This window comes from Pedococcus aerophilus, assembly GCF_039532215.1.
Lineage (GTDB): Bacteria > Actinomycetota > Actinomycetes > Actinomycetales > Dermatophilaceae > Pedococcus > Pedococcus aerophilus.
This window is the reverse complement of the sequence record NZ_BAAARN010000005.1, coordinates 245,735-271,776: the sequence shown is the minus strand read 5'-3', so window position 1 is coordinate 271,776 and position 26,042 is coordinate 245,735. Positions and strand designations below refer to the sequence as shown.

Annotated in this window: 21 protein-coding genes; 15 read left to right on the top strand and 6 right to left on the bottom strand. The window is 72.5% G+C overall.

Annotated features, from left to right (window positions below):
• Positions 1 to 8: 8 nt before the first annotated feature.
• The gene (locus ABD286_RS17840) at positions 9 to 1,061 is read left to right on the top strand and encodes a cell wall-binding repeat-containing protein (protein ID WP_344195981.1); all 1,053 of its coding nucleotides are present in this window, start codon (positions 9 to 11) and stop codon (positions 1,059 to 1,061) included.
• 98 nt (positions 1,062 to 1,159) lie between these two features.
• Here ABD286_RS17840 and ABD286_RS17835 read toward each other — a convergent pair whose 3' ends face one another.
• The gene (locus ABD286_RS17835) at positions 1,160 to 1,615 is read right to left on the bottom strand and encodes a CoA-binding protein (protein ID WP_344195979.1); all 456 of its coding nucleotides are present in this window, start codon (positions 1,613 to 1,615) and stop codon (positions 1,160 to 1,162) included.
• A gap of 167 nt (positions 1,616 to 1,782) precedes the next feature.
• Here ABD286_RS17835 and ABD286_RS17830 point away from each other — a divergent pair, with 167 nt between their 5' ends.
• From ABD286_RS17830 to ABD286_RS17805, 6 genes are all read left to right on the top strand, one after another.
• Positions 1,783 to 3,087: a nucleotide sugar dehydrogenase gene (locus ABD286_RS17830; protein WP_344195977.1), complete on the top strand. Its 1,305-nt coding sequence runs from the start codon at positions 1,783 to 1,785 to the stop codon at positions 3,085 to 3,087.
• A gap of 2 nt (positions 3,088 to 3,089) precedes the next feature.
• Complete coding sequence (locus ABD286_RS17825) at positions 3,090 to 3,689, top strand: acyltransferase (protein ID WP_344195975.1); 600 nt, start codon at positions 3,090 to 3,092, stop codon at positions 3,687 to 3,689.
• Positions 3,686 to 4,780, top strand: a complete 1,095-nt coding sequence (locus ABD286_RS17820) for a DegT/DnrJ/EryC1/StrS family aminotransferase (RefSeq protein ID WP_344195973.1) — start codon at positions 3,686 to 3,688, stop codon at positions 4,778 to 4,780. Before ABD286_RS17825 ends, ABD286_RS17820 begins: the two co-directional genes overlap by 4 nt.
• Complete coding sequence (locus ABD286_RS17815) at positions 4,780 to 5,769, top strand: Gfo/Idh/MocA family protein (RefSeq protein WP_344195971.1); 990 nt, start codon at positions 4,780 to 4,782, stop codon at positions 5,767 to 5,769. Before ABD286_RS17820 ends, ABD286_RS17815 begins: the two co-directional genes overlap by 1 nt.
• A 61-nt stretch (positions 5,770 to 5,830) precedes the next feature.
• The gene (locus tag ABD286_RS17810) at positions 5,831 to 6,490 is read left to right on the top strand and encodes a methyltransferase domain-containing protein (protein WP_344195969.1); all 660 of its coding nucleotides are present in this window, start codon (positions 5,831 to 5,833) and stop codon (positions 6,488 to 6,490) included.
• Positions 6,483 to 7,964: a lipopolysaccharide biosynthesis protein gene (locus tag ABD286_RS17805; protein ID WP_344195967.1), complete on the top strand. Its 1,482-nt coding sequence runs from the start codon at positions 6,483 to 6,485 to the stop codon at positions 7,962 to 7,964. The genes ABD286_RS17810 and ABD286_RS17805 overlap by 8 nt, the downstream gene beginning before the upstream one ends.
• Before the next feature lie 59 nt (positions 7,965 to 8,023).
• On the opposite strand, the gene ABD286_RS17800 is transcribed toward ABD286_RS17805, so the two are convergent.
• On the bottom strand, positions 8,024 to 9,118 hold the full coding sequence (locus ABD286_RS17800; RefSeq protein WP_344195965.1) for a glycosyltransferase: 1,095 nt from the start codon (positions 9,116 to 9,118) through the stop codon (positions 8,024 to 8,026).
• Between the two features lie 18 nt (positions 9,119 to 9,136).
• Here ABD286_RS17800 and ABD286_RS17795 point away from each other — a divergent pair, with 18 nt between their 5' ends.
• The gene (locus tag ABD286_RS17795) at positions 9,137 to 10,300 is read left to right on the top strand and encodes a glycosyltransferase family 4 protein (RefSeq protein ID WP_344195963.1); all 1,164 of its coding nucleotides are present in this window, start codon (positions 9,137 to 9,139) and stop codon (positions 10,298 to 10,300) included.
• On the opposite strand, the gene wecB is transcribed toward ABD286_RS17795, so the two are convergent.
• Entirely contained in the window at positions 10,275 to 11,342 is a 1,068-nt protein-coding gene (wecB, locus tag ABD286_RS17790) for a non-hydrolyzing UDP-N-acetylglucosamine 2-epimerase (RefSeq protein WP_344195961.1), read from the bottom strand. The two genes, ABD286_RS17795 and wecB, sit on opposite strands and share 26 nt — an antisense overlap.
• Positions 11,343 to 11,427: 85 nt before the next feature.
• Between wecB and ABD286_RS17785 the strand changes: the two genes are divergently transcribed.
• The 3 genes from ABD286_RS17785 to ABD286_RS17775 all read left to right on the top strand — a co-directional run bounded on the left by ABD286_RS17785 (position 11,428) and on the right by ABD286_RS17775 (position 14,447).
• Positions 11,428 to 12,486, top strand: coding sequence for an LLM class F420-dependent oxidoreductase (locus ABD286_RS17785; RefSeq protein WP_344195959.1), 1,059 nt, complete (start codon positions 11,428 to 11,430; stop codon positions 12,484 to 12,486).
• 147 nt (positions 12,487 to 12,633) lie between these two features.
• Entirely contained in the window at positions 12,634 to 13,800 is a 1,167-nt protein-coding gene (locus ABD286_RS17780; RefSeq protein WP_344195957.1) for an acyl-CoA dehydrogenase family protein, read from the top strand.
• Between the two features lie 62 nt (positions 13,801 to 13,862).
• Positions 13,863 to 14,447: a GNAT family N-acetyltransferase gene (locus ABD286_RS17775; RefSeq protein WP_344195955.1), complete on the top strand. Its 585-nt coding sequence runs from the start codon at positions 13,863 to 13,865 to the stop codon at positions 14,445 to 14,447.
• Position 14,448: 1 nt separating this feature from the next.
• Here ABD286_RS17775 and ABD286_RS17770 read toward each other — a convergent pair whose 3' ends face one another.
• Positions 14,449 to 15,753 carry an LCP family protein gene (locus ABD286_RS17770; protein WP_344195953.1) on the bottom strand — a complete coding sequence of 435 codons (1,305 nt, stop codon included), beginning with the start codon at positions 15,751 to 15,753 and terminating at the stop codon, positions 14,449 to 14,451.
• Positions 15,754 to 15,926: 173 nt separating this feature from the next.
• On the opposite strand from ABD286_RS17770, the gene ABD286_RS17765 reads away from it, so the two are divergent.
• Positions 15,927 to 17,492: an LCP family protein gene (locus ABD286_RS17765; protein WP_344195951.1), complete on the top strand. Its 1,566-nt coding sequence runs from the start codon at positions 15,927 to 15,929 to the stop codon at positions 17,490 to 17,492.
• Between the two features lie 26 nt (positions 17,493 to 17,518).
• Positions 17,519 to 19,888 (top strand): CDP-glycerol glycerophosphotransferase family protein, encoded by a 2,370-nt coding sequence (locus tag ABD286_RS17760; protein WP_344195949.1) that lies wholly within the window; start codon positions 17,519 to 17,521, stop codon positions 19,886 to 19,888.
• Here the strand turns inward: ABD286_RS17760 and ABD286_RS17755 are convergent.
• Entirely contained in the window at positions 19,809 to 20,948 is a 1,140-nt protein-coding gene (locus tag ABD286_RS17755; protein ID WP_344195947.1) for a glycosyltransferase, read from the bottom strand. The genes ABD286_RS17760 and ABD286_RS17755 overlap by 80 nt on opposite strands.
• Positions 20,949 to 21,133: 185 nt before the next feature.
• Between ABD286_RS17755 and ABD286_RS17750 the strand changes: the two genes are divergently transcribed.
• Positions 21,134 to 22,288 (top strand): CDP-glycerol glycerophosphotransferase family protein, encoded by a 1,155-nt coding sequence (locus ABD286_RS17750; RefSeq protein ID WP_344195945.1) that lies wholly within the window; start codon positions 21,134 to 21,136, stop codon positions 22,286 to 22,288.
• A 7-nt stretch (positions 22,289 to 22,295) separates the two neighbouring features.
• Here ABD286_RS17750 and ABD286_RS17745 read toward each other — a convergent pair whose 3' ends face one another.
• A complete protein-coding gene (locus ABD286_RS17745) occupies positions 22,296 to 24,302 on the bottom strand; it encodes a DUF6541 family protein (RefSeq protein ID WP_344195943.1) in 2,007 nt (668 codons plus the stop codon).
• 209 nt (positions 24,303 to 24,511) lie between these two features.
• Between ABD286_RS17745 and ABD286_RS17740 the strand changes: the two genes are divergently transcribed.
• The gene (locus ABD286_RS17740) at positions 24,512 to 26,008 is read left to right on the top strand and encodes an SDR family NAD(P)-dependent oxidoreductase (RefSeq protein WP_344195941.1); all 1,497 of its coding nucleotides are present in this window, start codon (positions 24,512 to 24,514) and stop codon (positions 26,006 to 26,008) included.
• Positions 26,009 to 26,042: the final 34 nt, after the last annotated feature.

Here is a 26,042-nt window from a genome sequence, read left to right as displayed (position 1 = left end):
GCTCTGCCGTGCTCCGTGCCCGTCTGTCCGTCCCCGCGCTGGTCACCAGCGCCCTGCTCGCCGTCGGTGCGACGGCGGCAACCGCTGCCCCGTCGGCCGGTGCCGCGGCCTCCGAAGTCACGCCGACGGCGGCGACGGCCACCACCTACTCGAGGCTGGCGGGGGCGAACCGCTACGCCACCTCCGTGGCGATCTCCAAGGCCAACTTCGCGCCGCCCCAGGACTTCGTCGTCGTCGCGTCCGGCCTGAACTTCCCCGATGCCCTCGGTGCAGGTCCGTTCGCGGCACTGGTCCAGGCGCCGCTCCTGCTCGTGCCGCCGACCGGCACGCTGCCGCGCGTGGTCGCCGCCGAGCTGGACCGGCTCGGCACGCAGCGCGTCGTCGTGGTCGGAGGTCCCGCGTCGGTGAGCGGCGGGATGATCGACCAGATCTACGAGCACGTCGACGCCTCGGGTGTCGTCTACCAGGTCAGCGGTGCCAACCGGTACGACACCGCGTCCGAGCTCACCATCGGTTTCGACCCCGAGATCACGGGGGTGCCCGTCTACCTCGCGAGCGGGACGACGTTCCCCGACGCGCTCGGTGGCGGTGCGGCGGCGGGCGTCCGAGGCGGGTTCCTCCTCCTGACCGCCGGGACGAAGCTGCCGGCCGAGACCACTGCGGCGCTCAAGAGGGTGAAGCCCTCGGCGGTCGTCGTCCTCGGCGGTACGGGCGCGATCTCCAACGGCGTCGTGTCCGCGGTGAAGACCGCCGTCGGCAGCGGTGTCCCCGTCACGCGGATCGGGGGCTCAGACCGGTTCGCCACCGCGGCGAACGTGTCGGCCGCGTCGTTCACCAGCGCGAAGGAGGTGCTGCTGACCAACGGGCTGCAGTTCCCGGACGCGCTCTCGGGATCGGCGGTCGCACGGTGGTTCGGTGGTCGTCCCGTCCTGCTGACCAGGAAGGACTGCGTCCCGGCCGCCACCCGCGCCGAGATCAAGCGCCTGGGAGCCACGAAGATCACCGCGCTCGGCGGCACCGCGATGGTGTCCGACGCAGCCCTGAAGCTCAAGGCCTGCTGAACCCCGCGCCATACCGTCCTGGTGCTGCAGGGGCGCCGCGACCGAGCCGGACGGGCCGATCGTGGCGCCCCAACAGCACTGCGGGTGGTGAGCTGCGGTCAGCGACCCATTCCCGAGGACCTGACGCCGCGCCACTCGATGCGCGGGCAGGTGTCCATGACGACACCGAGGCCTGCTGCGCGGGCGCGGTCGGCTGCGGCCTCGTCGGTGACGCCCAGCTGCATCCAGATCGCGTCGATGAGCAGCCGGTCCTTGTGCGCGATCACGTCGTCCACCACGGCGCCCACGTGCTCGGAGTTCACGAAGCAGTCGACGACCTTGATGTCGGTGCCGTCCGGGATGTCCGCCAGCGAGGCGTACCCCTGCTCGCCGTGCACCACCTCGGCGGACGGGTGCAGCGGGATGATGCCCTTGCCGAGCTCGACCTTGAGCCAGCGGGACACGCCGAAGGCTTCCCGGTCCTGGTTGTTGGAGAGGCCGACGACGACCCAGATACCGGGGTCGGCCAACAGCTCACGGATCAGCTCGGGGTCGTTCTGGTGCTTCAGGGTCATGGAGGCCAGCATCACAGGTTCGCGCGCAGGCGCAAGGCTCGTACGGTGGACGGCCGGCGGGGCCGGGGGCTCGTGCCGGGCGGTCGTCGCGGTCGCCTCGGGGCGTTCCTGCGGGTTCTCGGGGAAGCCCTAAGATCGTCCGCGGACCCCAACCCTGAAGGAACACCGTGAAGATCACCGTAGTCGGCCTCGGCAAGATCGGCCTTCCCCTGGCCGTGCAGTTCGCCAGGTCCGGGCACGACGTGCTCGGCGCGGACGTGAGCCAGCCGGTCGTCGACCTGGTCAACGCCGGGACCGAGCCCTTCCCCGGTGAGGCGCACCTCGCCGAGTACCTCGCCGAGACCGTCCGCGACGGGCGCCTGGTGGCCACCACCGACACCGCCGACGCCGTCTCCCAGAGCGACGCGGTCGTCGTGGTCGTCCCGCTGTTCGTCGACGAGGAGGCCCGCCCCGACTTCGGGTGGATGGACTCCGCGACCGATGACATCGCCCGCGGGCTCAAGCCCGGCACGCTCGTCGTCTACGAGACCACCCTCCCCGTCGGCACCACGCGCACCCGCTGGAAGCCGCGCCTGGAGGAGGGCAGCGGCCTCGTCGAGGGCAGTGACTTCCACCTCGTGTTCTCCCCGGAGCGCGTCCTCACCGGTCGGGTCTTCGCCGACCTGCGCAAGTACCCCAAGCTGTTGGGTGGGCTGTCGGAGGCGGGTGCGGCGAAGGCCGTCGAGTTCTACGAGCAGGTGCTGCAGTTCGACGAGCGCCCCGACCTCGAGCGCGGCAACGGTGTCTGGGACCTCGGCAGCGCGGAGGCCGCCGAGATGGCCAAGCTCGCGGAGACGACCTACCGCGACGTCAACATCGGCCTGGCCAACCAGTTTGGCGCGTTCGCCGCCAAGAACGGCATCGACGTCTTCCAGGTCATCGAGGCCAGCAACTCCCAGCCGTACAGCCACATCCACCGTCCCGGCATCGCCGTCGGTGGCCACTGCATCCCGGTCTACCCGCGGCTCTACCTGTGGAACGACCCCGACGCGACCGTCGTGCGCGCGGCCCGCGAGGCCAACGCCGCGATGCCGGCCTACACCGTCGGTCTCACCGTCGGCGCTGCCGGCGGCAGCCTCAGCGGGAAGAAGGTCGCCGTCCTCGGTGCCTCGTACCGCGGTGGCGTCAAGGAGACGGCGTTCTCCGGGGTGTTCGCCACGGTCGACGCGCTGCGCGAGGCCGGTGCGGACGTCGTGGTGCACGACCCGATGTACACCGCCGAGGAGCTCGCGAAGTTCGGCTGGGACGCCTACTCCCTCGGTGACCCGGTCGAGGTCGTCGTCGTCCAGGCCGACCACGCCGACTACCGGGAGCTGTCCGCCAAGGACTTCCCCGACGTGCAGGTCGTCGTCGACGGCCGCCGGGTGCTGGACCGCGAGCGCTTCGAGGGTGTGCGCTTCCTCGTCGTCGGCCAGGCCGAGCAGGTGGGCTGACCGTGGCGGTCCGCATCGTCGACTCCGCAGACGTTGCCGAGGGCGCGAGCATCGGTGACGGCTCGTCCATCTGGCACCTGGCCCAGGTGCGTGAGGGCGCTGTCCTCGGTGCGAACTGCGTCGTCGGCCGCGGTGCCTACGTCGGCACCGGCGTCCGCATGGGCGACAACTGCAAGCTCCAGAACTACGCCCTGGTCTACGAGCCGGCCCTGCTGGAGGACGGCGTCTTCGTCGGACCGGCCGTGGTCTTCACCAACGACCACTTCCCGCGCGCCGTCAGCCCCGACGGCTCGCTCAAGACCGGGGACGACTGGGAGGCGGTCGGCGTCACCTGCCGGACCGGTGCCTCGATCGGCGCCCGCAGCGTCTGCGTCGCCCCGGTGACCATCGGACGCTGGGCCCTCGTGGCCGCCGGCTCCGTGGTCACCAAGGACGTCCCCGACTTCGCCCTCGTGGCCGGTGTCCCGGCCAGGCGGATCCGCTGGGTCGGCAAGGCGGGCGTGCCCCTCGAGCAGGACGACTCCGGCACGTGGGTCTGCCCGCGGACCGGAGAGCAGTACACCGAGCACGACAACACCCTGACGGAGGCCGTCGCACCATGACCGAGTTCATCCCCCCTGCCAAGCCGCTCATCGGCGACGAGGAGCGCGAGGCGGTCGACCGCGTCCTGCGCAGCGGAATGCTCGCCCAGGGCCCGGAGGTCAAGGCCTTCGAGGAGGAGTTCTCCGCGCACTTCGGTCTCGGCCGCGCCTGTGTCGCAGTCAACTCCGGCACCTCGGGCCAGCACCTCGGGCTGCTGTCCTCCGGCGTCAAGGCCGGTGACGAGGTGATCGTCCCGTCGTTCACCTTCGCCGCCACGGCCAACTCCGTCGCGCTCACGGGGGCCACGCCGGTCTTCGCCGACATCTCCGCCGACGACTTCTGCCTCGACCCCGCCTCGGTCGAGGCCGCGATCACCGACCGCACCGTCGGCATCATGCCGGTCCACCTCTACGGCCACCCCGCGAAGATGGACCAGCTCATGGCCCTCGCCGACAAGCACGGCCTGCAGGTCTACGAGGACGCGGCCCAGGCCCACGGCGCATCGCTCAACGGCACCCCGGTCGGCGCCTTCGGCACCTTCGCGATGTTCTCGCTCTACCCCACGAAGAACATGACCTCCGGTGAGGGCGGCATGGTCTCGGTCGCGAACGACGAGGTCGAGCGCCTCATGCGGCTCTACCGCAACCAGGGCATGGAGAAGCAGTACCACAACGAGGTCGTCGGTTTTAACACCCGCATGACCGACATCCACGCCGCCATCGGACGGGTCCAGCTGACCAAGGTCGGCGCCTGGACCAAGCAGCGCCAGGAGAACGCGGCGTTCCTCACGGCGAACCTTGAGGGCGTCACCACCCCGCCGGTCGCCGATGGCGCCGTGCACGTCTACCACCAGTACACCGTGCGCGTCCCGCAGGACCGTGACGGCCTGGCCGCCGCGCTGCGCGAGGAGCACAACATCGGGTCGGGCATGTTCTACCCCGTGCCGAACCACCGCCTTGCGCCGTTCGTCGGCGACGGGAGCGTCGACCTCCCCGAGACGGAGAAGGCCGCCGCCGAGTGCCTCTCGCTGCCGGTCCACCCGTCGCTGAGCCAGGACGACCTCGAGCGGATCGTGACCGGCGTCAACGCCCTCGCCAAGGCAGGTGCCTGATGGCGAACCTGCGCGCCGGGCTCATCGGACTCGGCATGATGGGGCGCCACCACGCCCGCGTCCTCGGCTCGCTGCCGGGGGTCGACCTCGTGGCCGTGGCGGACCCGGGCGGCGACGCCCACGGCGTCGCCGGCGACCGCCCGCTCGAGGACTCCATCGAGGGTCTGATCAAGCACGGGCTCGACTACTGCATGGTCGCCGTCCCGACGGTCTACCACGAGCCGGTCGGGCTGGCCCTGGCCGCGGCCGGGGTCCACGCGATCATCGAGAAGCCGCTGGCCCAGGACACCCCGTCCGCCGTCCGGCTGGCCAAGGCGTTCAAGGACGCCGGTCTCGTCGGGGCCGTCGGCCACATCGAGCGCTACAACCCGGCCCTGCAGAGCGCCCGCGCGCGCCTCGAGGCCGGCGAGCTCGGCGACGTATACCAGGTGACCACCCGACGCCAGGGTCCGTTCCCCGCCCGCATCGCCGACGTGGGCGTGGTCAAGGACCTCGGGACGCACGACATCGACCTGACGGCCTGGGTGACCCAGCAGACCTACACCTCGGTGTCCGCGCGCACGGCATACAAGTCCGGCCGCGAGCACGAGGACCTCGTGGCAGTGGTCGGGCAGCTCAGCGGCGGCACGGTGACCAGCCACCTCGTGAACTGGCTGTCCCCGCTCAAGGAGCGCGTCACGATCATCACGGGGGAGCGGGGCACCTTCGTCGCCGACACCCTCTCGGCCGACCTGACCTTCCACGCGAACGGTGAGATCGCCACGACCTGGGACGCCATCGCGAAGTTCCGCGGGGTCTCCGAGGGTGACGTCATCCGGTACGCCATCGCCAAGCCCGAGCCGCTGCGCGTGGAGCACGAGAGCTTCCGTGACGCGGTGCTCGGCAAGGACGCCGACATCGTCACGATGGAGCAGGGCCTGACCACGGTGCGCGTGGCCGAGGCGTGCATCGAGTCGGCCAAGAGCGGCACCACCGTCGGCATCGACTGAGCCGGCAGCCCGTGGACCCGGATGGACCGGTCGCGGCGCTCCCACCCGTAGGGTGACCGCCATGGGATTGCGTGAACGTGCCGTCCGGGCTGCGACCAGCAAGCCCGGTGTCGCGGCGCGCCGTGCGGTGTTCCGCGGCAGCAGGCACTACTGGGAGCGTCGCTACGCCAGGGGCGGCACCTCCGGGTCCGGCTCGTACGGCGCTGCGGCGCAGTGGAAGGCCGACACCGTCAACGCCTGGGTGCGCGACCTCGGCGTGACCTCGGTGGTCGACTACGGGTGCGGCGACGGCAACCAGCTCGGCCTGGCCGACTACCCCCGCTACCTCGGGCTGGACCGGTCGGACTCGGCGATCAAGCGCTGCTCGGCGCTGTTCGCTGCGGACCGCACCAAGAGCTTCCTGCAGTACGACCCCGAGACCCTCAGCGACCCGGCCGGCTGGTTGCGCGCCGACCTCGCGCTGTCCATGGAGGTGCTCTTCCACCTCGTCGAGGACGCCGTCTTCGAGGACTACCTCACCCGCCTGTTCGACAGCGCCGAGCGCTACGTCGTGGTCTGCAGCTCCGACGTCGACCTGCCCCAGAAGTCGCCGCACGAGCGCCACCGCGCGTTCACCGGCTGGGTCGCCACGCGTCGTCCCGAGTGGCGGCTCGAGGCGACGGTCGACCCGCCGCAGGGCGTGGACCTGCTGTCCTCGTTCCACCTCTACGCGCGTGCCTGAGCGGGGACCGACGCCGCTGCTGCGTCACCTTCGTCCCGGCATCCCCGCTCCCGGAGCCGCCGCCGACACCAGCCTGGCGGCGCAGGGAGCGCTCAGCACCCTGGGCATCATCGTCCAGGGCGCGGTGCGGTTCTTGTTCAGCGTCCTCGTGGGCAACGTGCTCGGCAAGGTCGTGCTGGGCGCCGCGAACGCCGCGATCTCCCTGTCCCTGTTCGCCAGCCTGCTCCAGCCCAGTGCGGCCGCCTCGAGCGCCACCAAGTTCGTGGCGCGCGCCCGCGGCGCCGGCGACCTGCGCCTCGCCGAGGCCATCACCGCGCACCTCGTGCGCCGGACCGCGGTCGCGGCACTGCTCCTCGGCGCCGGGGCCGCGCTGTCCGCGCCGTGGCTGCTGGACCTCGACTGGCGGCAGGGCCTCCTGACCGGTGCGCTCGTCATCGTCTACTCGGGCTACATGTTCCTGCGCGGCGTCCTCTTCGGCGCCGGGCAGGTGCCGCGGGCAACGGTGTGGGACATCGTCTCCTCCGCCATCTCGCTGGCCGCGCTCGCGCTCGTGCTGTGGGGGAGGGCGCAGGACCTCGTCCTGGTCCCGCTGATCATCGGGTACGGCGTGTACGTCGCCGCGAACCTGCCCGGGCGCGTGCGCGGATCGCTGGACCCCGCGCTGGTCAAGGAGATCAACGGCTTCGTCCTGCTCACCCTGGCCAACGGCGTCGCCGTGGGCGGGTTCCTCCAGCTCTCCATGGTGGTGGCCCGGTTCTTCGACGCCTCGGGCGCCGGTGCGTATGCAGCGGCGCTGGCCCTGGCGACGCCCGCCTCCCTGGTCTCGCGGTCCCTCAGCCTCGTCCTGTTCCCCAGCCTGTCCGCAGCGTACGGCCGCGGCGACCACGAGGGCGTGCGACGCCAGACCGACCTGTCGACCCGGGCCCTGGTCGTCATCAGCATGGGGACCTTCGGCCCGCTCATGCTGCTGAGCCCGGCGCTGATCCGGCTGTTCTTCCCGCGGGCCGAGTTCGAGGAGGCTGCGGCGATCCTGCCGGTCCTGCTCGTGGCGGTGATGGTCCTCAACGTCGTCATCGGGGCCACGAACACGTTGCTCACCCGCGAGCAGGAGCACGCCCGCAAGGTGCTGGTCGCCAGCATCGCCGGGGCGTGCGTGGGCCTGATCGCCTGGTTGACCACGGTGTCGGCGTTCGGCGTCATGGCGGTGGCCGTGGGCTACCTGCTCGGCTCCCTCGTCATGGCCGTCGTCCCCGCCGTCATCGCGTGGCGGCTCGAGCGGCTGCACTGGGGCTGGATGTGGGGACGCCTGGTGCTCGCGGGCGTCGTCGCCGGGCTGCTGTGCTGGTGGGAGCAGTCGCGCGAGCTCGGGGTGCCGACCCAGATCGGGCTGGCCGTGGCGTTCGGGCTGGGGTGGCTCGCGCTGTCCTGGCCCGACGTGCGGACCACCGCAGACCTCGTGCGCCGTCGCGGCTGACCGCAGTGCGCGGTCGGTGCTCTGCTCGGAAGGGGGCGGTCGGGCGCGGTCGGTCGTGGTCAGGGGCGCAGGCCGGGGACGGCGGCATACACCTCGTCGAACCGCGCCGCGATCGCCGGCGCGCTGTAGTCGCGCTCGATCCCGGCCGCGAACACCGACGGCGGCTGCTGGCCCAGGCGTGAACGCACGTCGAGCACGGCGTCCGCGAAGTCCTCGGGGTCGCGCGTCGCCACGAGGGCCCCGACGTCGGGGGTGACGAAGTCGCGCTGGCCGCCGCGCGCCCCGAGCACGACCGGACGACCGTGCGCGAGCGCCTCGGCGGCTGCGACGCAGAAGGTCTCGTGACGGGTGGGCAGGAGGAACTCCGTGCTCCAGGAGTGATGCTCGGCGAGGTCAGCCGGGTCGACCGCCCCCACCAGCTCGACCCGCTCGGCGATCCCGAGGTCGGCGGCAGCGCGTTCGACGTCGGCGGCGAGGGGGCCGCTGCCGACCCAGCGCAGCCGGGCGTCGTGGCCGCGGTCCAGCAGGACGCGGACGGTGCGCACCGCCACCACCGGGTCCTTGATCGCGTTCAGCCCGCCGACCGCCAGCAACCGGAAGTCGTCGGTGACCGGTCGGGGCTGGGGGGTGGCCGGGGCGACGACGTTCCCGACGACGTGGACCGCCCTGCGACGGGCGAATGCGCGGACGCTGTCGGCCATGTCGGAGCTGACCACCGTCACGGCGCGCGGCAGGCGCAGCACGTTGCGGGCGCTGCGGGCACGGAACCACATCGGGCCCGCGGAGCGCGGCTCGGTCACCCCCGACCAGTGCTCGGTGTGCACCCACGGGGTGCGGCCGGCGGCGACGGCGCCGAAGAGCAGCGACGAGAAGCCCATCGTGTGCACCACGTCCGGCCGCTCGCGGCGGACCCGGCGGCGCGCCCCGCGCAGCCCGAGGAGCAGCTCGCGCGGTGCGGTGAGGGCCGAGTCGGCGTGCTCGACGCGCAGCCGCCCCTCCCCGGAATGGGCCACCGGCACGGTGCCCGCGGGTGCGAGATGGACCAGGGTGACGTCGTGGTGCAGGGCCAGGGCCTGGGCGTGGCGGCGGACGAAGACGGCCCGGACCGGGTCACTGACCGACGGGTACCACGTGGTCAGGACGAGGATCTTCACGGCGGTAACCTACCGCCTGTGCCCCAGCTCACCGTGCGCGTCGTCAGTCGTCTGTTCGCCCCGGAGGTGGGCGCTGCGGCCTTCCGGTTGAGGGTCCTGGCCGAGGCGTTCCTCGAGCGCGGACACCGCGTCGAGGTCGTCACGACCAGGCCCCAGGGCTCGCCGCGCATCGACGACGGCGGCCTGCGCGTGAGCCGGTGGCCGGTCCTGCGCGACGAGAACGGCAACGTCCGCGGCTACGTGCAGTACCTCAGCTTCGACGTCCCCGCCGCGCTGCGGCTGCTGGTCCGGCGCCGACCTGCGCTGGTGGTCTGCGAGCCGCCGCCCACGACGGGCCTCGTCGTCCGGCTGGTCTGCACGCTCCAGCGCGTGCCCTACGTCTACTACGCCGCCGACGTCTGGTCCGACGCGGCCGCCTCCACCAACGCCCCGGCCCTGCTCGTCGCCGGGCTGCGGCGGGTGGAGTCCTGGGTGCTGCGGGGCGCGTCCGTCGTGCTGGCCGTCTCCACGGGGGTCGCGGACCAGCTGACCCACCTCGGCGTGGACCCGCAGCGTGTCGTGGTGGTCGGCAACGGCGTCGACACGACGGTCTTCACCCCCGACGGCGAGGTCAGCGAGGCCGAGGTCCCGTACTTCGTCTACACCGGCACGATGTCGGAGTGGCAGGGCGCCGACGTCTTCCTGCGCGCGCTCGCCGTCCTCCACGAGACCCACCCCGGGGCGCGGATGGTGTTCCTCGGTCAGGGCAGCGACCTGCCGCACCTCAAGCGCCTCGCGGCCGAGCTCGAGCCGGGCACCGTCGACTTCCGTGGCGTGGTGCCCCCGGCCGAGGCAGCGGCGATGCTGCGGGGAGCGCGGGCCGCCCTCGTCTCCATCAAGCCCGGCATGGGCTACGACTTCGCCAAGCCCACCAAGATCTACGCCGCCACGGCCTGCGGGACGCCGGTCGTCTTCGCCGGACAGGGGGCCAGCCACGAGCTCGTCACCGAGGAGCAGCTGGGGTGGGCCCCCGGCTACGAGGTGGCCGACGTGGCGGCAGCGCTCGCGACCGCGCTCGACCCGGCCGCCCCGGAGCGGCCGACCTCGGAGCACCTCGTGTCCTGGACGGCCGACCACGCCTCGCTGGCGTCGTCCGCGCGCCACGCGGTCAGCTCGGTCAGTGACGTCCTGCAGCGGCGATAGCCGCGACCGCGCGACCGGCGGCGTGACCGTCGCCGTACGGCTGCTCTGACGTCGCGCTCGGGGCCGGCCGAGCGACCACCTCGGTGAGCCGGGCGGGATCGCCGGCCAGGGCGTTCCAACCCAGGTCCACGGTCTCGGTCCACTCGGTCTCGGTCCGCACCGTCGTGCACGGGACCCGCAGGAGGAAGGCCTCCTTCTGGAGGCCACCGGAGTCGGTGATGACGCCGGCGGCCGACATCGCGGCCCGGATCAGCGCGGGGTAGGGCAGCGGGTCCGCGACGCGGATGGACCCCTGCTCCAAGGTGATCCCCTGCTCGCCGGCCCGCTGGCGCAGCCGGGGGTGGGCGAGCAGGACGACGGGGTGCTCGACCTCGGCCAGCGCCGCGACGATGGCGCCCAGACGGGCGGGGTCGTCGGTGTTCTCGGCACGGTGCAGCGTGGCCAGGTGGTACGGCTGGTCGGCGTGGACGCCCTCGGGCAGCTGGGGCGCCTGGTCCTGGACGAGGTCGCGAACCTTGAGCAGCACGTCGGTCATGACGTCGCCGACCAGGACGCTGCTGGCGGCCAGGCCCTCGCGCCGCAGGTGGTCCATGGCCACGTCCGTGGGCGCGAGGCACAGGTCGGCGGCGTGGTCGGTGAGGACGCGGTTGTGCTCCTCGGGCATCTTCCGGTTGAACGACCGCAGACCCGCCTCGAGGTGGGCCAGCGGGATCCCCATCTTCACGGCGCTCAGCGCGCCGGCGACGGTCGAGTTGGTGTCGCCGTAGACGAGCACCCAGTCGGGGGAGTGCTGCTCGAGCACCTCGTCCATCGCGGCGAGCATCGCGCCGGTCTGCCGCCCGTGCGAGGCGGACCCGATGGCCAGGTGGACGTCCGGTGCCGGGATGCCGAGGTCCTGGAAGAAGACGTCCGACATGTTGACGTCGTAGTGCTGGCCGGTGTGCACGATGACGTGCTCGTGGCCCTCGGCGCGGAGGGCGTCGGCGATGGGGGCCAGCTTGACGAACTGCGGCCGGGCGCCGACGACGGAGAGGATCTTCACGCCCGGAACTGTATCTCCCCGGGGTGGTCCGCCCCGGCCCCGTTAGGGTTGGCGTGGCTGTGCCACCACTACCCCCAGGAGCGCCATGAAGTTCGGACTGTTCGTCCCGCAGGGCTGGCGGATGGACCTCGTCGGCATCGACCCCTCCCAGCACTGGGGCGTCATGGCCGGGCTCGCCCGCCGGGCCGATGCGAACGAGGACTGGACGTCGATCTGGGTCTACGACCACTTCCACACCGTGCCCGAGCCCAGCGAGGAGGCCACCCACGAGGCGTGGACCCTGATGGCCGCGTTCGCCGCGGTCACCGGCCGCGTGCGCCTCGGCCAGATGTGCACCTGCATGAGCTACCGCGACCCTGCCTACCTCGCCAAGGTCGCGGCGACCGTCGACATCGTCTCCGAGGGACGGGTCGAGATGGGCATCGGCGCCGGCTGGTACGAGCACGAGTGGCTGGCCTACGGCTACGGGTTCCCGCGCGCCGGGGAGCGCATCAAGCGCCTCGAGGAGGGCGTGGAGATCTTCCGCCAGATGTGGACCACGGGGTCGGCGACCTTCGAGGGCGAGCACTACCAGGTGGACGGCGCCCTGTGCCGCCCGCAGCCCCTCCAGGGCACCTCGGTCCCCGGCTCCAAGGACAACGGCATCCCCATGTGGATCGCCGGTGGCGGTGAGAAGAAGACCCTGCGGATCGCGGCGCAGTACGCCGACTACACGAACTTCGACGGCAGCCCCGAGGGCTTCGCGCACAAGAGCGAGATCCTCAAGGGACACTGCGACGACCTCGGGCGCGACTTCGGCCAGATCGTCCGCAGCGCCAACTACAACGTCGTCATCGGTCGCGACGACCGCGAGGTGCAGCAGCGCCTGGAGTGGATCCGCGAGCAGTACCTGCGCGCCGGCCTCACCCCGGAGAAGGCCGACGACCAGGTCAAGGCTGCGGCGAGCGGCCCGGCCGTGGGCACGCCCGAGCAGATCATCGAGACCCTCAAGCGCTTGGAGAAGCAGGGCATGACCTACGCGATCACCTACTTCGCCGAGGCCGCCTACGACACCAGCGGCATCGCGCTGTTCGAGAACGAGGTGCTGCCCGAGCTCGTCGACAAGCAGGAGCACGGTCACCTCTGGCACCTCGGCCGCCGCTGAGGCAGACGGTCAGGCGGACGGTCCGGCCGTTCGGGAACGGGGGCGGGGCGCCGAGGCGCTCCGCCCCCGTCCGCATCCCCACCTCGTATGGCGCACCCCACGTCCGGGGGCTGCCCCCGGCGCCATACCAGCGGGTAACCTGACCCCGTGAGCACAGGGAACCCCGACTTCGACCTCTTCCGGATCTCCGAGGACCACGAGGCGCTGCGTGACGCGGTGCGTGCGGTCTCCGAGGACAAGATCGCGCCCTACGCGGCCGCCGTCGACGAGGAGGCGCGCTACCCGCAGGAGGCGCACGACGCCCTCGTGGCGTCGGACTTCTTCGCCCCGCACATCGCCGAGGAGTACGGCGGTGTCGGCGCTGACGCGCTCGCCACCTGCATCGTCATCGAGGAGGTCGCGCGCGTCGACGCGTCCGCCTCGCTCATCCCGGCCGTCAACAAGCTCGGCACGATGCCGCTGATCCTCGCTGCGAACGACGACGTGAAGAAGCGCTACCTCACGCCGCTCGCCGAGGGACGGACGACGTTCTCCTACGGACTGTCCGAGCGCGAAGCCGGCTCCGACACCGCGGCGATGAAGTGCCGTGCGAAGCGCGACGGCGACGACTGGATCCTCAACGGCCAGAAGTCGTGGATCACCAACGCCGGTGTGTCCGAGTACTACACGGTCCTCGCGGTCACCGACCCCGACGGACGTCGCGGCGCCAACGTCAGCGCGTTCGTCGTCGAGAAGTCCGACGAGGGCTTCACCTTCGGTGAGAAGGAGCGCAAGCTCGGCATCAAGGGCAGCCCGACGCGCGAGCTGCACTTCGACAACGTCCGCATCCCCGGCGACCGCATCGTCGGCGCCGAGGGCGAGGGCCTCAAGATCGCGCTGCGCACCCTCGACCACACCCGCGTCACCATCGGCGCCCAGGCCGTCGGCATCGCCCAGGGCGCGCTCGACTTCGCCATCGGCTACGTCAAGGAGCGCAAGCAGTTCGGCAAGCACATCGCCGAGTTCCAGGGCATCCAGTTCATGCTCGCCGACATGGCGATGGCCGTGGAGGCCGCCCGCCAGATGGTGTACGTCGCGGCTGCCAAGTCCGAGCGTGGTGACAAGGACCTGCCGTTCTTCGGTGCGGCTGCCAAGTGCTACGCCTCCGACGTCGCCATGCAGGTGACGACCGACGCGGTCCAGCTGCTCGGCGGGGCGGGGTACGTCCGCGACTTCCCGCTCGAGCGGATGATGCGCGACGCCAAGATCACCCAGATCTACGAAGGGACCAACCAGGTCCAGCGCGTGGTGATGGCCCGCCAGCTCCTCGGGTAGTCGTGGGATAGTCCTGGAAAAACCCGGTTGGCGCGAGCGGTCCACGGCCCCATGCTTGCGCCATGACCGAGTACGTCGTGAGCCGGCGGCTCGTGCTGCGACAGTTCACCGCGGACGATGCCGACCTGCTGATCGAGCTGGACAGCGACCCCGCCGTGATGCGGTTCCTCACCGGCGGCGAGCCGTCGATGACGGACGACGAGGTCCGCGACCAGGTGATCCCGAACCTGCTCGCCGCCTATGAGCGGTGGGACGGACGGTTCGGGCTGTTCGCGGGGTACGAGAAGGCGTCCGACGACTTCATCGGCTGGTTCTGCCTGCGTCCCGAGCGCGAGGGGCCGCTCGACGAGGTCGAGCTCGGCTACCGGCTGCGCCGGGACGCGTGGGGCAAGGGGTATGCGACCGAGCTGTCGGAAGCCTTGGTGGACAAGGGTTTCTCCGAGCTCGGCGTCCACACCGTCTGGGGCGAGACCATGGCGCTCAACGTCGCCTCCCAGCAGGTGATGACGAAGGTCGGCATGTCCGTCGTTGCGTCGGTCCCCACTCCCGAGGACATGCAGGGGGTCGAGGGCGCCGAGCTCGGGGGCTACCGGTTCGAGGTCACCAGGGAGCAGTGGCAACAGCTGGCGGAGCGCCGCTCCCGGTGACTCAGCCGCCTGAGGGCTTGCCGTCCGTGCCGGGCGGGGGCGTCTCCAGCGGCTGGTCCTCGCGCAGCGTGGTGAACAGGGCCTTGGCCCGCTCGGTGTCCCACTTGACGGCGCTCCCCGCGGCGGTCTGGTAGTTCAGGCTCTGCAGCGGGACGACGAGGCTCAGGCCTTGGTCGTTGGACACCGCGCGCATCGCGAGGAGCACCCGGCTCGCGTCACGCATCGAGGTGTCCTCGCCGACGATGAGCCCCTGTGCAGACGCGTGCGTGAAGCTCCAGTAGCGGGTGGGGACGAGCACCGTCGACGGCGTGAGCGCCTTCTTCATGATGGCGGCGAGGAACTGGCGCTGGCGCTCGGCGCGTCCGATGTCGCCGCGCGGGTCGGAGTAGCGGGCGCGGACGTAGCCGAGGGCGTTCTTGCCGTCGAGGACCTGGCACCCCTTCTTGAGGTTGATGCCTGCCTTCTTGTCATTCATGTCGAACTTCACGCAGATGTCGACCCCGCCGACGCTGTCGACGACCGAGGCGAACCCGGCGAACCCGATCTCGACGTAGCCGTCGATCCGCAGGTCGGTGACCTGTTCCACGGTCTCGACGAGCAGGTTCGGCCCGCCGAACGCGAACGCCGCGTTGATCTTGTTGCTGCCGTTGCCGGGGATCGGCACGTAGCTGTCGCGGGGGAGCGAGATCATCGCCGGCTTGCCGCCGCCGGCGGGCACGTGGACGAGGATGATCGAGTCGGTGCGCCGCCCGGCGGCGCTGCCGGTGGTGAGCTCCTTGCGCTGGGCGGCGGTGAGGCCCTCGCGGCTGTCGGAGCCGACGAGCAGGTAGTTGTACCCCTTGCTCTGTGGCGGCCGCACGCCTTCCGGAGCGGTGTCGACCTTGGTGACGGAGTTCCACGCGTGCAGGGGCGTGAGGACCATGAACGCCAGCCAGCCGAGGACGACCAGGGCCACCAGCAGGACCACCGGGCGGCGGCGACGCCGCGGCTCTCGGGGTTCGCGCGGCTGCGTCCCGCGGGGAGCGGCCGGCGGTGCCGCAGGCGGGGCGGTGGCGGCACGCCGCGGGGTCCGGGGTGACCGGTCGGTGGCGCGGGCGTCCCGCGTGGTGGCCGCCTGACCGGACCCTGCTGCGGTCGCGCCCGCGCCTGCGGCGCTGCCTGCCGTCCTGCCGCGGCCCTGCTTGCGGCCGCGCACGTCGACGACGTACACGTCGTCGGGGTCGTCCTCCCACGTCGCAGTGGGGTCGGCGTCACCGCGCTGCGGGATCGGGCGTGCGTCGTCCGGCCCGGTGTGGCGTCCACTCATCCGGCCAGTGTCCGCTTCCGGGTGCGGGAGTGGCAAAACGACGCGGCCCGGGGGGCCTGAACCTGCCGGACAGACAGGCCGAAAGGGGGAGGATCCAGCCGGTCACGGCCCGACACTCGGAGAATCACACGCGTCACACCAATCCCGGTGGCACCACCGCATACTGGTCCACCATGAGCCGTACCTCCGCCCCGTCCACCGTGGACGACGAGGCCGGCGTGTACGTCTCAGGCCGCGCACACCGCACCCTCGCCGATGCCGACGTCCTCAGCTCGGGCATGCGTCGACGTCGCGCGTTCACCCTCGTGCTGCTCACCCTCCTGCTGCCCGGCAGCGCCCAGATCGTCGCCGGGAACCGACGGCTCGGCCGTTTCGCCGTCCGCGTCTGGCTGTCGCTGATCGGGCTCGTGGCCCTGCTCGGCCTGGTGTTCCTCGCCAGCCACTCGTTCGCGATCGGCCTGCTCGGCCAGGGCTGGGTGCTGGGCGCGGTGGAGTGGGTGATCCTCGGCTTCGCCGGGCTCTGGGCCCTGCTCTTCGTCGACGCCTGGCGGCTCGGCCGCCCGAGCAGCCTCGTCATCCGGGCCCGCCGTGCGCTCACCGCCGTCACCGCCGTGATGCTCGTGCTCACCTCCGGTGGCCTCGTGTATGCCGCGACCAGCGTCAGTGCCGGCAAGGACGCCCTGGGGGCGTTGTTCTCCGACGGCGAGGCCGTCGGTGCCGTCGACGGCCGCTACAACGTCCTGCTGCTCGGCGCCGACACCGGCAAGAACCGCGTGGGCACGCGTCCCGACAGCATCCAGCTCGTCAGCATCGATGCCGAGACCGGCGCCCCGGTGACGTTCGGCTTCTCGCGCGACACCGAGAACATCGACTTCCGCCCGGGCTCGACGATGGCCCGGCTCATGCCGGAGGGCTGGAACTGCGGCGACGAGTGCCTGCTCAACGGCCTGTACACCTGGGCCCAGGACCACGCCGCGCTGTTCCCGCCCGGCACGGCCAACCCGGGCGTGCTCGCCACCCGTGAGGCCGTCGAGGCGCTGAGCGGGTTGAGCATCCAGTACTACGTCATGGTCGACCTCAAGGGCTTCCGCAAGATGGTCGACGCCGTCGGCGGCCTCGACATCACGGTGCGCTACCGCACCCCGATCGGTGGCGGCTCCTCGCCGATCCTGGGTTGGATCGAGCCGGGCACCCAGCACATGGACGGCTACCACGCCCTCTGGTACGCCCGGTCCAGGCAGGGTTCGACGAACTACGAGCGGATGGCCCGCCAGCGCTGCGTCCTCACCGCGATGTCGGCCCAGCTCGACCCGCAGACCGTGCTGCTGCGATTCCAGAAGCTCGCGTCGGCGAGCTCGGGCCTGATCCAGACCGACCTGCCGCAGTCCGAGCTCGGCCGGTTCGCCGACCTCGCGATGAAGGCGCGCACCCACAAGATCCGCAGCGTCAACTTCGTCCCGCCGCTGATCAAGCCGTGGGACTACGACCCGTCCGTCGTCACCCGCACGGTCGCCTCGACCATCTCGGCCTCGGAGAAGGCCGCCAAGTCGACGAAGAGCGACAAGGCGACCAAGACCGCGAAGGCCGTCAAGAGCGGCACGGGCGCCGGGTCCACGGCGTCGACGTCAGGATCCACCGCGCCGTCCCCGCAGCCGGGAACCTCCGTGCAGGACCCGGCCAAGGCCGCCGGCAACGCCGCGGAGGGCGACCTGTCGTCGGTCTGCTCCGCCGCACCCTGACCTGCCTCTTGGGCGATAATCGCCCGGTGCCCACCAATGCCTTCGCCCGCACCAACGCCGCGAAGCTGGTGGCCCTGCCGCAGTACCTCGTCGGCGACCTGCTCTCCAGGGTTGTCCCTAGGAGGCCGGGCCGGTGGGTCGTGGGGAGCGCGTTCGGCGTGCACGACGGCGCCCGGGCCCTCGTGGTCGAGGCGCTGTCCCGCGCCGACGCACCCCGGGTGACCTGGCTCGCCCGCACCGACGGGGAGGCCCGGGACGCCCGTGCCCTCGGGGCGGTGGCCCTGCGGCACGGGTCGTGGCGCGCGTTCTGGGCGGCGCTGCGTGCGGGGGTCGTCGTGGTCACGCACGGCTTCGGGGACGCGAGCCGGTTCGGCAGCCGGGGTGCGGTGCTCGTCAACCTCTGGCACGGCAGCCCGCTGAAGCGGATGCACCTCGACAGCCCCGCCGCCCTCCAGCTGCCCGTCGTCGGCGGGTGGGGTCCTGCGCGGGAGCTGACCCGCCGGATGTACCGGCGGGGGACCTCGCGCATCAGCCTGCTGCCGGCGTCCTCCCCGGAGGTGGCGCCCCGCCTGCAGAGCGCGTTCGGCCTCGCGGACGGTCGGGTGCAGGTCCTGGGCGAGCCCCGCACCGACGTGCTCTTCGCCGGCTCGGCCGAGGACCGTCGGCTGGCCGCCCGGGCCCGGCTCGAGGCGGCGGTGGGTCCGCTCGGCGACCGCACGGTGGTCCTCTTCGCCCCGACCTGGCGCGACGGCCGCGCCGACCCCGTGGTCCCCGACCCGGACGAGCGCACCGCGCTCGCGGACTGGCTCCGGGCGCACGACGCCGTGCTCGTCGTGCGGCCCCACCCCCTCGGAGTCGGTGACTACGTCGCGGACGGGGACACCGTCCGGCTCCTCACCGCCGCGGCCGAGCCCGAGCTCATGGCCGTCCTGTGGGCCGCCGACGTCCTCGTCACCGACTACTCGTCGGCCGTCGTCGACTTCGCCGTCACCGGTGGGCCGGTGGTCTTCTTCGCCCCGGACGTCGAGGACTACGCCCGGCGGCACGGCCTCTACGAGCCCTACGAGGTGACCAGCGGCGGCCGCGTGGAGCGGTCCTGGTCGCAGGTGCTGCACCGCCTCGACGCCGTGCTGGCCCCGGGGTCGGCGCGGGACGTCGCCCGCGCGCACTCGGCCGCGCTGGTCGAGCGCCACCACGAGCACCGCGACGGCCGCTCGGCGGCGCGCGTGGTGGACCGAGTCCTCGAGCTCGAGCAGGGCGTCCGGGCTGCCGCGGGGAACGCCCACCAGGTGCTGCCGCCCACCGCACGCCGCGAGGCCGACGACGAGCTGCGGGGTCTGGTCTTCTTCGAGAGCTTCAACGGACGCAACGCCTCGTGCAACCCCGCCGCGATCGACCGCGAGCTCGCCGCCCGTGCGCCACAGGTCGAGCGCATCTGGTCGGTCGTGGACGAGACGGTCGTCGTCCCGTCGGGAGCCCGCGCGGTCGTCGTGGGCACCCCGGAGCATTCCCGTGCCAGGGACGCCGCGGACCTGCTTGTGGTCAACGACTGGATCGAGGACGCGTGGCGGCCCCGGCGCGACCAGTTCGTGCTGCAGACCTGGCACGGCACCCCGCTCAAGCGCATCGCCCTGGGCCGGCGCGACCTGTCGCCGCGCGCGATGGCCGCGGTCGTCAAGCAGTCCACCCGCTGGTCGGCGATGTTGGCACAGGGCCCGGCCGCCGCGTCGGTCCTGCGGCGTGCCTACGCCGTGGCCCGCCCGCTGTGGGTCGAGGGCTACCCCCGCAACGACGTCGTCGCCCGCAGCCGGTCGGGCACTGACCCCGTGGTGCGCGAGGAGCTGGGCATCCGCACCCCCCATGTCGTCCTCTACGCCCCGACCTGGCGCGACGGCGCCCTCGCGGCCCCGGTCCTGCTCGACGTGGCCGCCTTCGCCGCAGGACTCGGCCCGGACTGGACGGTGCTGGTCCGCGGCCACGCCCGCACCATGGCGGAGCGGGAGTCCGCGCTGGGGGAGCGGGTGCTGGACGTGACCCGCTACCCCGACGTCAGCCCCCTGCTCGCGACGGCCGACGTGCTCGTCACCGACTACTCGTCGGTGATGTTCGACTTCAGCGCCTCGGGCCGCCCGATGGTCTTCTTCGTCCCCGACCAGGAGGAGTACCGCACGCGGACCCGCGGCTTCTACTGGGACCTTGGGGCCCGGGCTCCCGGCCCGCTGGTCGAGAGCACGGAGCAGTGCGTCGAGGCCGTGCTCGGTGCCGCCGGGGCGCAGGACCGGTGGGCGCAGCGGTATGCCGCGTGGCGGGCCGAGTTCAACCCGCTCGACGACGGCGGCGCGGCGCGGCGGACCGTCGACCGGCTGGTGGCGGCGGGAGCTCTTCGCCGTCGATGACGCGCGAGCGGTCCACGGTGTCACCGGCGCCGAGCGCCACCCCGCGCAGGAACCCGGCCCCCCACGTGAGGTGGATCGTCGCGATGATCCCTGCGTCGCGGGCGCGTTCGACCAGTCCGTGCCCACCCAGGGTCGCGGCGGCGTAGCCGAGGAACGCGGCATACGCCGCCGGGGCCAGGTGCACGACGGCCCAGGGCACGGCGGGCGCACCGGCGAGCTGGGCCACCCCCACGGCCAGGCTCGAGGCGAGGCCGAGGACCAGCAGCGGCGCGGCGGCATACCGGTAGGACATCGGGGTCCGACGGCGGACGAGCTCGCCGCGCCACACCCCGGTGGCGTACATCTGGCGCACCAACGACGCCCAGCTCTCCCGCGGCCAGTAGGTGACGCGCACGTCGGGGACGAACCAGATCACGCCCCCGGCACCGAGGATCCGCTGGTTGAGCTCGTAGTCCTCGCCGCGGCGGATCGTCGTGTCGTACCAGCCGAGGCGGTCGACGAACGAGCGACGGAAGACGCCCAGGTAGGCGGACTCGCCGGGGCCGGTCTCGACGCCCGAGTGGTACGAGCCGCCGCCGAGGCCGAGGCCGCTGTTGTAGGCGCGGGCGACGGACGACTGCACGGGGCTGCGACCCTGCGCGTGCATGACCCCGCCGACGTTGACCGCGCCGGTCGTGGCGAGCACGTCGACCATGCGGCGGGTGTAGCCCTCGGGGAGCTCGGAGTGCGCGTCGACCCGGACGACGACCTCGCCGGTGGCGACCGCGACGGCGCGGTTCATGCCCGCGGGGATGTGCACGTCGGGGTTGTCGACGACGACCACCCGCGAGTCGACGCGCGCGCGTTCGTCGGCGATCTCGCGCGAGCCGTCGTGCGACGGGGCGACCGCGATGACGACCTCCTGCTCCCCGTCGTAGTCCTGCCGCAGGACCGCGTCGATGGCCGGGCGCAGGGCATCCGCGTCATTGAGGACGGGGATGACGTAGGAGACCTTCGGGTGCGGTGTGCTGAACGACCCGACGTCTCGCCCGTCCGGGGGGAGGGGGGCGTCGGAGGTCATCGGCAGGTCGGCTCTCGGGAAGGGGGCGGGGAGAGGTCAGGCTACCCGTCGGACGTCGGTGGGGCGGCCACCCCGCGCGCGTCCCGCAGGCGCGGCGTGGCGGGGTCGTGGGGATGGCGCCGCGTATGCTTTCGCCTCGGCCGCGAGGACGCCGGGTGCCGTCGACGGAGAAGGGGACTGGTGCGATGAGCAGGGTGGCCCACGTGGCGCGCACGCTCGGCGTCCAGGCGTCGAACTACCTGCGGGCCTCCTCGGTGGCGGCCACCGCCCGCGACCGTGACCCGCTGCCCGACGCCCCGGTCGTGGTGTTCTTCGCCGGGGGCCCGACAGAGCTCTACCAGCTCGCCGACTGGCTGCCGGTGCTGGAGTCCCTGCACGCGTCGTACCCCTTGGTCATCGCGTGCACCCGACCCGACGGGGCCCGCGCCGCGCTGGCGGCGACGAGCCTTCCGGTCCGCCTGACGCGGGGCGCGCCGGACCTCGAGGCCCTCGTCGACGCCGGCGCCCGCGCCGTCCTCTACGTCAACCACCTCGAGCGCAACTTCCGCATGCTGCGCTTCGCCGAGCCGGTGCACATCTACCTCGGCCACGGCGAGAGCGACAAGGACTCCAGCGTCTCCAACCAGAACAAGGCCTACGACCAGGTGTTCGTCGCCGGTCCGGCCGGACGCGAGCGGCTGAGCCGGGCGCTGCGCGGGTTCGACGCCGCGGCCCGGGCTCCCATGGTGGGCCGGCCCCAGCTGGACCACGTGCGTGAGGGTGCCCCCGACTGGCCGCGCGACGACCGGGTCCGGGTGCTCTATGCCCCGACGTGGGAGGGCGACCGCCCGCGGATGGCGTACGGCTCGGTGGCCTCGCACGGTGCGTCCGTGGTCCGGGCGCTGGTGTCCGACGGCGGTTTCCGCGTCATCTACCGGCCCCACCCTCGCGCGGGCACGACGTCACCGAGCTACCGCGCCGCCGACCGCGAGGTCCGCGCGCTGCTCGAGGGCACCGACCACGTCGTCGACGCTGGGCCCTACGGCTGGCAGCTCACCTTTGCCGACGTCTGCCTCACCGACCCGTCCGCGGTGGCCTACGACTGGCTGGCCACGGGTCGTCCCATGCTCGTGACGGTGCCCGCCGACGCGCGTACGACGACCCCCACCTCACCCCTGCTCGAGCTCGTCCCGCGCCTGTCCGCGGACGAGGCGCCGGACGTCGCCGAGCGGTTGCGTGCGGTCCTCGCCGGTATGCCGCCCGGCTGGGACGACCTCGTCGCCCACTACTTCGGGGACGTCAGCCCCGGTGCCGCGACGCGACGCTTCGAGGCGGCGCTGGCGGCTGCCCTCGAGAGCTGAACGCGGCTCAGCCGGTGGTGCACGCGTCGAGCCGGTACAGCGCGTAGTCGCCCGCGCGGTCGACGAGGGAGAACCCGGCGGCGTCCCCGACCCCGTCCACCCCGGCGTAGCGGCGTTCCTGCGCCGTGCTGTCCGTCATCGAGCTGCCCCCGGTGAGCACCCAGCCGACGTCCTGGCGGCGGGCGGCCTCGCACACCGCCGGGTCCTCGGCAGCCCGGTCGAGGTCGGCGCCGAGGAGCTCGCGGTCACCGACGGCCCACGCCTTCTCGGTGGGGAAGAGCATCCGGCGGTCGCTGGTGAGGTAGAGGTAGCTGCCGCCCTTCCACGGGTTAGCCGCGACGACCTCGCCGGCCGGGACGCGGGCGCCCAACGTCCTCAGGGCCTGCAGGTCCGCCTCACTCGCCCAGCCATCCTCGGCCGGCACGGCGAAGTACTCCTCGATGACCTGTCGGTGGGCGCCGACGCCAAGGCCTGCGGTGGCCACGGCGAAGGTGACCGCGACCGCGGCGGCCGCAGCGAACGAGCGGGCGGGACCGGCCGTCGGCGTCGGGACGGGCCCGGTGCCGCCGGCAGCGGCGCTCAGCGGGGTCGGGTCGGAAGAGCGCCGCGCCACGAGCCGGGCCAGCAGCGCCCCGAGCTCGGTCAGCGTCACGGCGGTGAGCAGGGCGGCGGTGAGCACCATGAGGGCGCCGAGTCGCGGGCTGTTGTTGTACCAGGGCCAGGTGAGCAAACGCGTCGCCGGGGAGTCGACGAGGACGACGGCGACATACAGGCTGGTGACCATGAGGTGGGCGAGCACGACCCAGAGGTGGCGGCGGCGGGCGAGCAGGACGAGGAGACCCACGAGCACCAGGGAGCCGGCCACCCACGCCGGGGGCACTGCGCGCGGGGCTTGGAACAGGACGTCGACGACGCCCTCGGCCACGGTCATCTCGGGGCCCTCGGGGTTGGACTCGCGCATCCCCACCGAGACCGTCGTCATGACGGCCCAGACCGCGCCCAGCGCGAGCAGGGTGAGCAGGGCCGCCGTTGCAGTGCCGACCGCCGCCCAGCGCCGCGAGCGCCGCAGCCGCCACGCCTGGGAGAGCAGGCCCAGCACGACGACCACCGTGCCGATGAGGACGAAGGCGATGAGGGCGTTCGGGTGGGCGACCGCCAGCCCCGGCAGCGACAGGAGTCCCAGGACCAGCGAGCGGGCGCGGCGTGGGCCGTCGACCACGGCGAGGAGCAGGGCCAGGGCGGCCGGCAGCAGGGCCTGGCCGAAGAGGTTGGGCCACAGCACGCCATACCCCATCAACCAGTAGGGAAAGCCGGAGAAGGCGACGGCCGCCAGGGCGGTCGCGAGGCTCGGGCCCCACCCGCCACCGACGACCTTGCGGGCGAGGAGCAGCAGGCCGAGCGGCCAGACCACGGCCGACACCGCGAGCACCACGGCCGAGGTCGCGACGACCGGGGAGGCACCGGTGAGCTGGGCCACCGTCGTGACGACCGCGTGGAAGGCTGCGGGGTAGAAGCCGGTGCCGGAGACGGACGCGAACCCTCCTGCGTGCAGCGTCGAGACGTCCTGCTCATCGAGCATCCAGCGGACCGTGCCGAGGTGGTAGATGGTGTCGGGGCTCTGCGGGAAGGCCGTCGGGCGACCGGTCGCCCAGACGACCGAGACGGTGACGACGACGGCGGACAGCAGCGTGCCGACGAGCAGGGGCACGACGGGGCGGCCCTCCTCGACCGGCTCCGGGCGCGACCTCAGCACCAGCCCGACCACGCCACCCACGACGAGCAGCGCCACGAGAGCGGCGGCCAGTGCCGGCGCACCCCACGACGTTCCGAGGACGCCGGCCACGACACCGCCGAGGACGATCGCCGACGTCGAGAGCAGCGGACCGATGGCGAGCGCCGTGCTCCAGCGGGCACCGGCCAGCCGCGCGGCCACGCCGCCGGGGGTGACGAGCAGGACGAGGGCGACCAGGACGACAGGAGCGGCCTGGAGCCAGGTGGTCGTGCCGAGAGCCATCAGCGGTACCCGTCCCGGACGTGGGACGGCAGCGCTGAGGTCATGGCCGAAGCATACGAGGGGCGGCCGGTGGTCGGTTTCCCGTCGTGGGGTCGCGCAGTCCCGCAGGGTCCGTGGTCCGACAGTCCTGTAGCGGGCCGGGGCGGTCGACACCCGCGGGCGGCGGTGGTGGGCCCGGGGTCGTGGCCGCGCGCGATAGGGTCTGGCGCGTGACAGCGTTGCGCACGGTTGCCGTGGTCCTTGCCGGTGGAGTCGGGAGCCGGGTGGGGCTCAGCATCCCCAAGCAGCTCATCAAGATCGCCGGACGGCCGATCATCGAGCACACGATCGAGGTGCTCGACAGCAGCCCGCTCGTGGACGAGATCATCATCATGATGACGCCGGGTCACCTCGACCCGGTGCGGGCCATCGTCGCCAACGGCGGGTACTCCAAGGTGACCCAGATCCTCGAGGGTGCCGACACCCGCAACGGCACCACCGGTCGCGCCCTGCAGGCGCTCGGCGCCGAGGAGTGCAACGTCCTGTTCCACGACGCCGTCCGGCCCCTGCTCAGCCAGCGGATCGTCCGCGACTGCGTCGCCGCGCTGGAGACCTACGAGGCCGTCGACACCGCGATCCCGTCGGCCGACACGATCATCTCGGTCACCGACGAGGACGAGATCAGCGATGTCCTCAAGCGTGCGGAGCTGCGCCGCGGCCAGACACCCCAGGGCTTCCGGAAGTCGGTGATCACCAAGGCCTACGAGCTGGCGTCGAAGGACCCCAACTTCACCGCCACCGACGACTGCACCGTCGTGCTGCGCTACCTGCCCGACGTGCCGATCGCGGTCGTCGCCGGTGACGAGCGGAACATGAAGGTCACCGAGCCGATCGACGTCTACCTCGCCGACAAGCTCTTCCAGCTGACCAGTCACGACCAGCCGCAGGACCACACCGACGACGAGTTCGGCGAGGTGCTGCGCGGCAAGACCGTCGTCGTCTTCGGCGGCAGCTACGGCATCGGCGCCGACATCGTCAGCCTCGCCGAGCGGTTCGGTGCGACGGTGCGGGCGTTCAGCCGCTCCGGCACGCGCACCCATGTCGAGCGTCGCTCCGACATCGTGGCCGCCCGCCAGCAGGTGCTCGAGGAGACCGGTCGCGTCGACTTCGTCGTCAACACCGCCGGGGTGCTGCCCCGCGGGACGCTCGAGGAGACGACCGAGGAGACCATCTACGCCGCGACCGAGGTCAACTACATCGCGCCGATCCTCATCGCCCAGGAGTTCTACCCCTACCTGCGCGAGTCCGGGGGAGCGCTGCTGCTGTTCACCTCGAGCTCCTACACGCGTGGGCGCTCCGGCTACAGCCTCTACTCCTCGGCCAAGGCCGCCACGGTGAACCTCACCCAGGCGCTGTCCGACGAGTGGGCCTCCTCGGGCGTGCGCGTCAACTGCGTCAACCCCGAGCGCACCGGGACGCCCATGCGCACCAAGGCCTTCGGGCAGGAGCCCGCCGACAGCCTGCTGGAGTCCGAGACCGTCGCCCGCGCGGCGCTGCGCGTGCTCGTGTCCGACCTGACCGGCCACGTCATCGACATCCGCCGCGCCGACCCGTTCTCCTCGCACGAGCTGACCGCGGCGCTCGCCGACGACATGCACCAGACCGAGCCGCACGACGAGATGCCCGCGGACGCCGACGCCGCTGCGAGCGGTCCCAGCCAGGCCTAGGAGTCGGCGGCTGCGGCTGCCGCGAGAGGGGTAT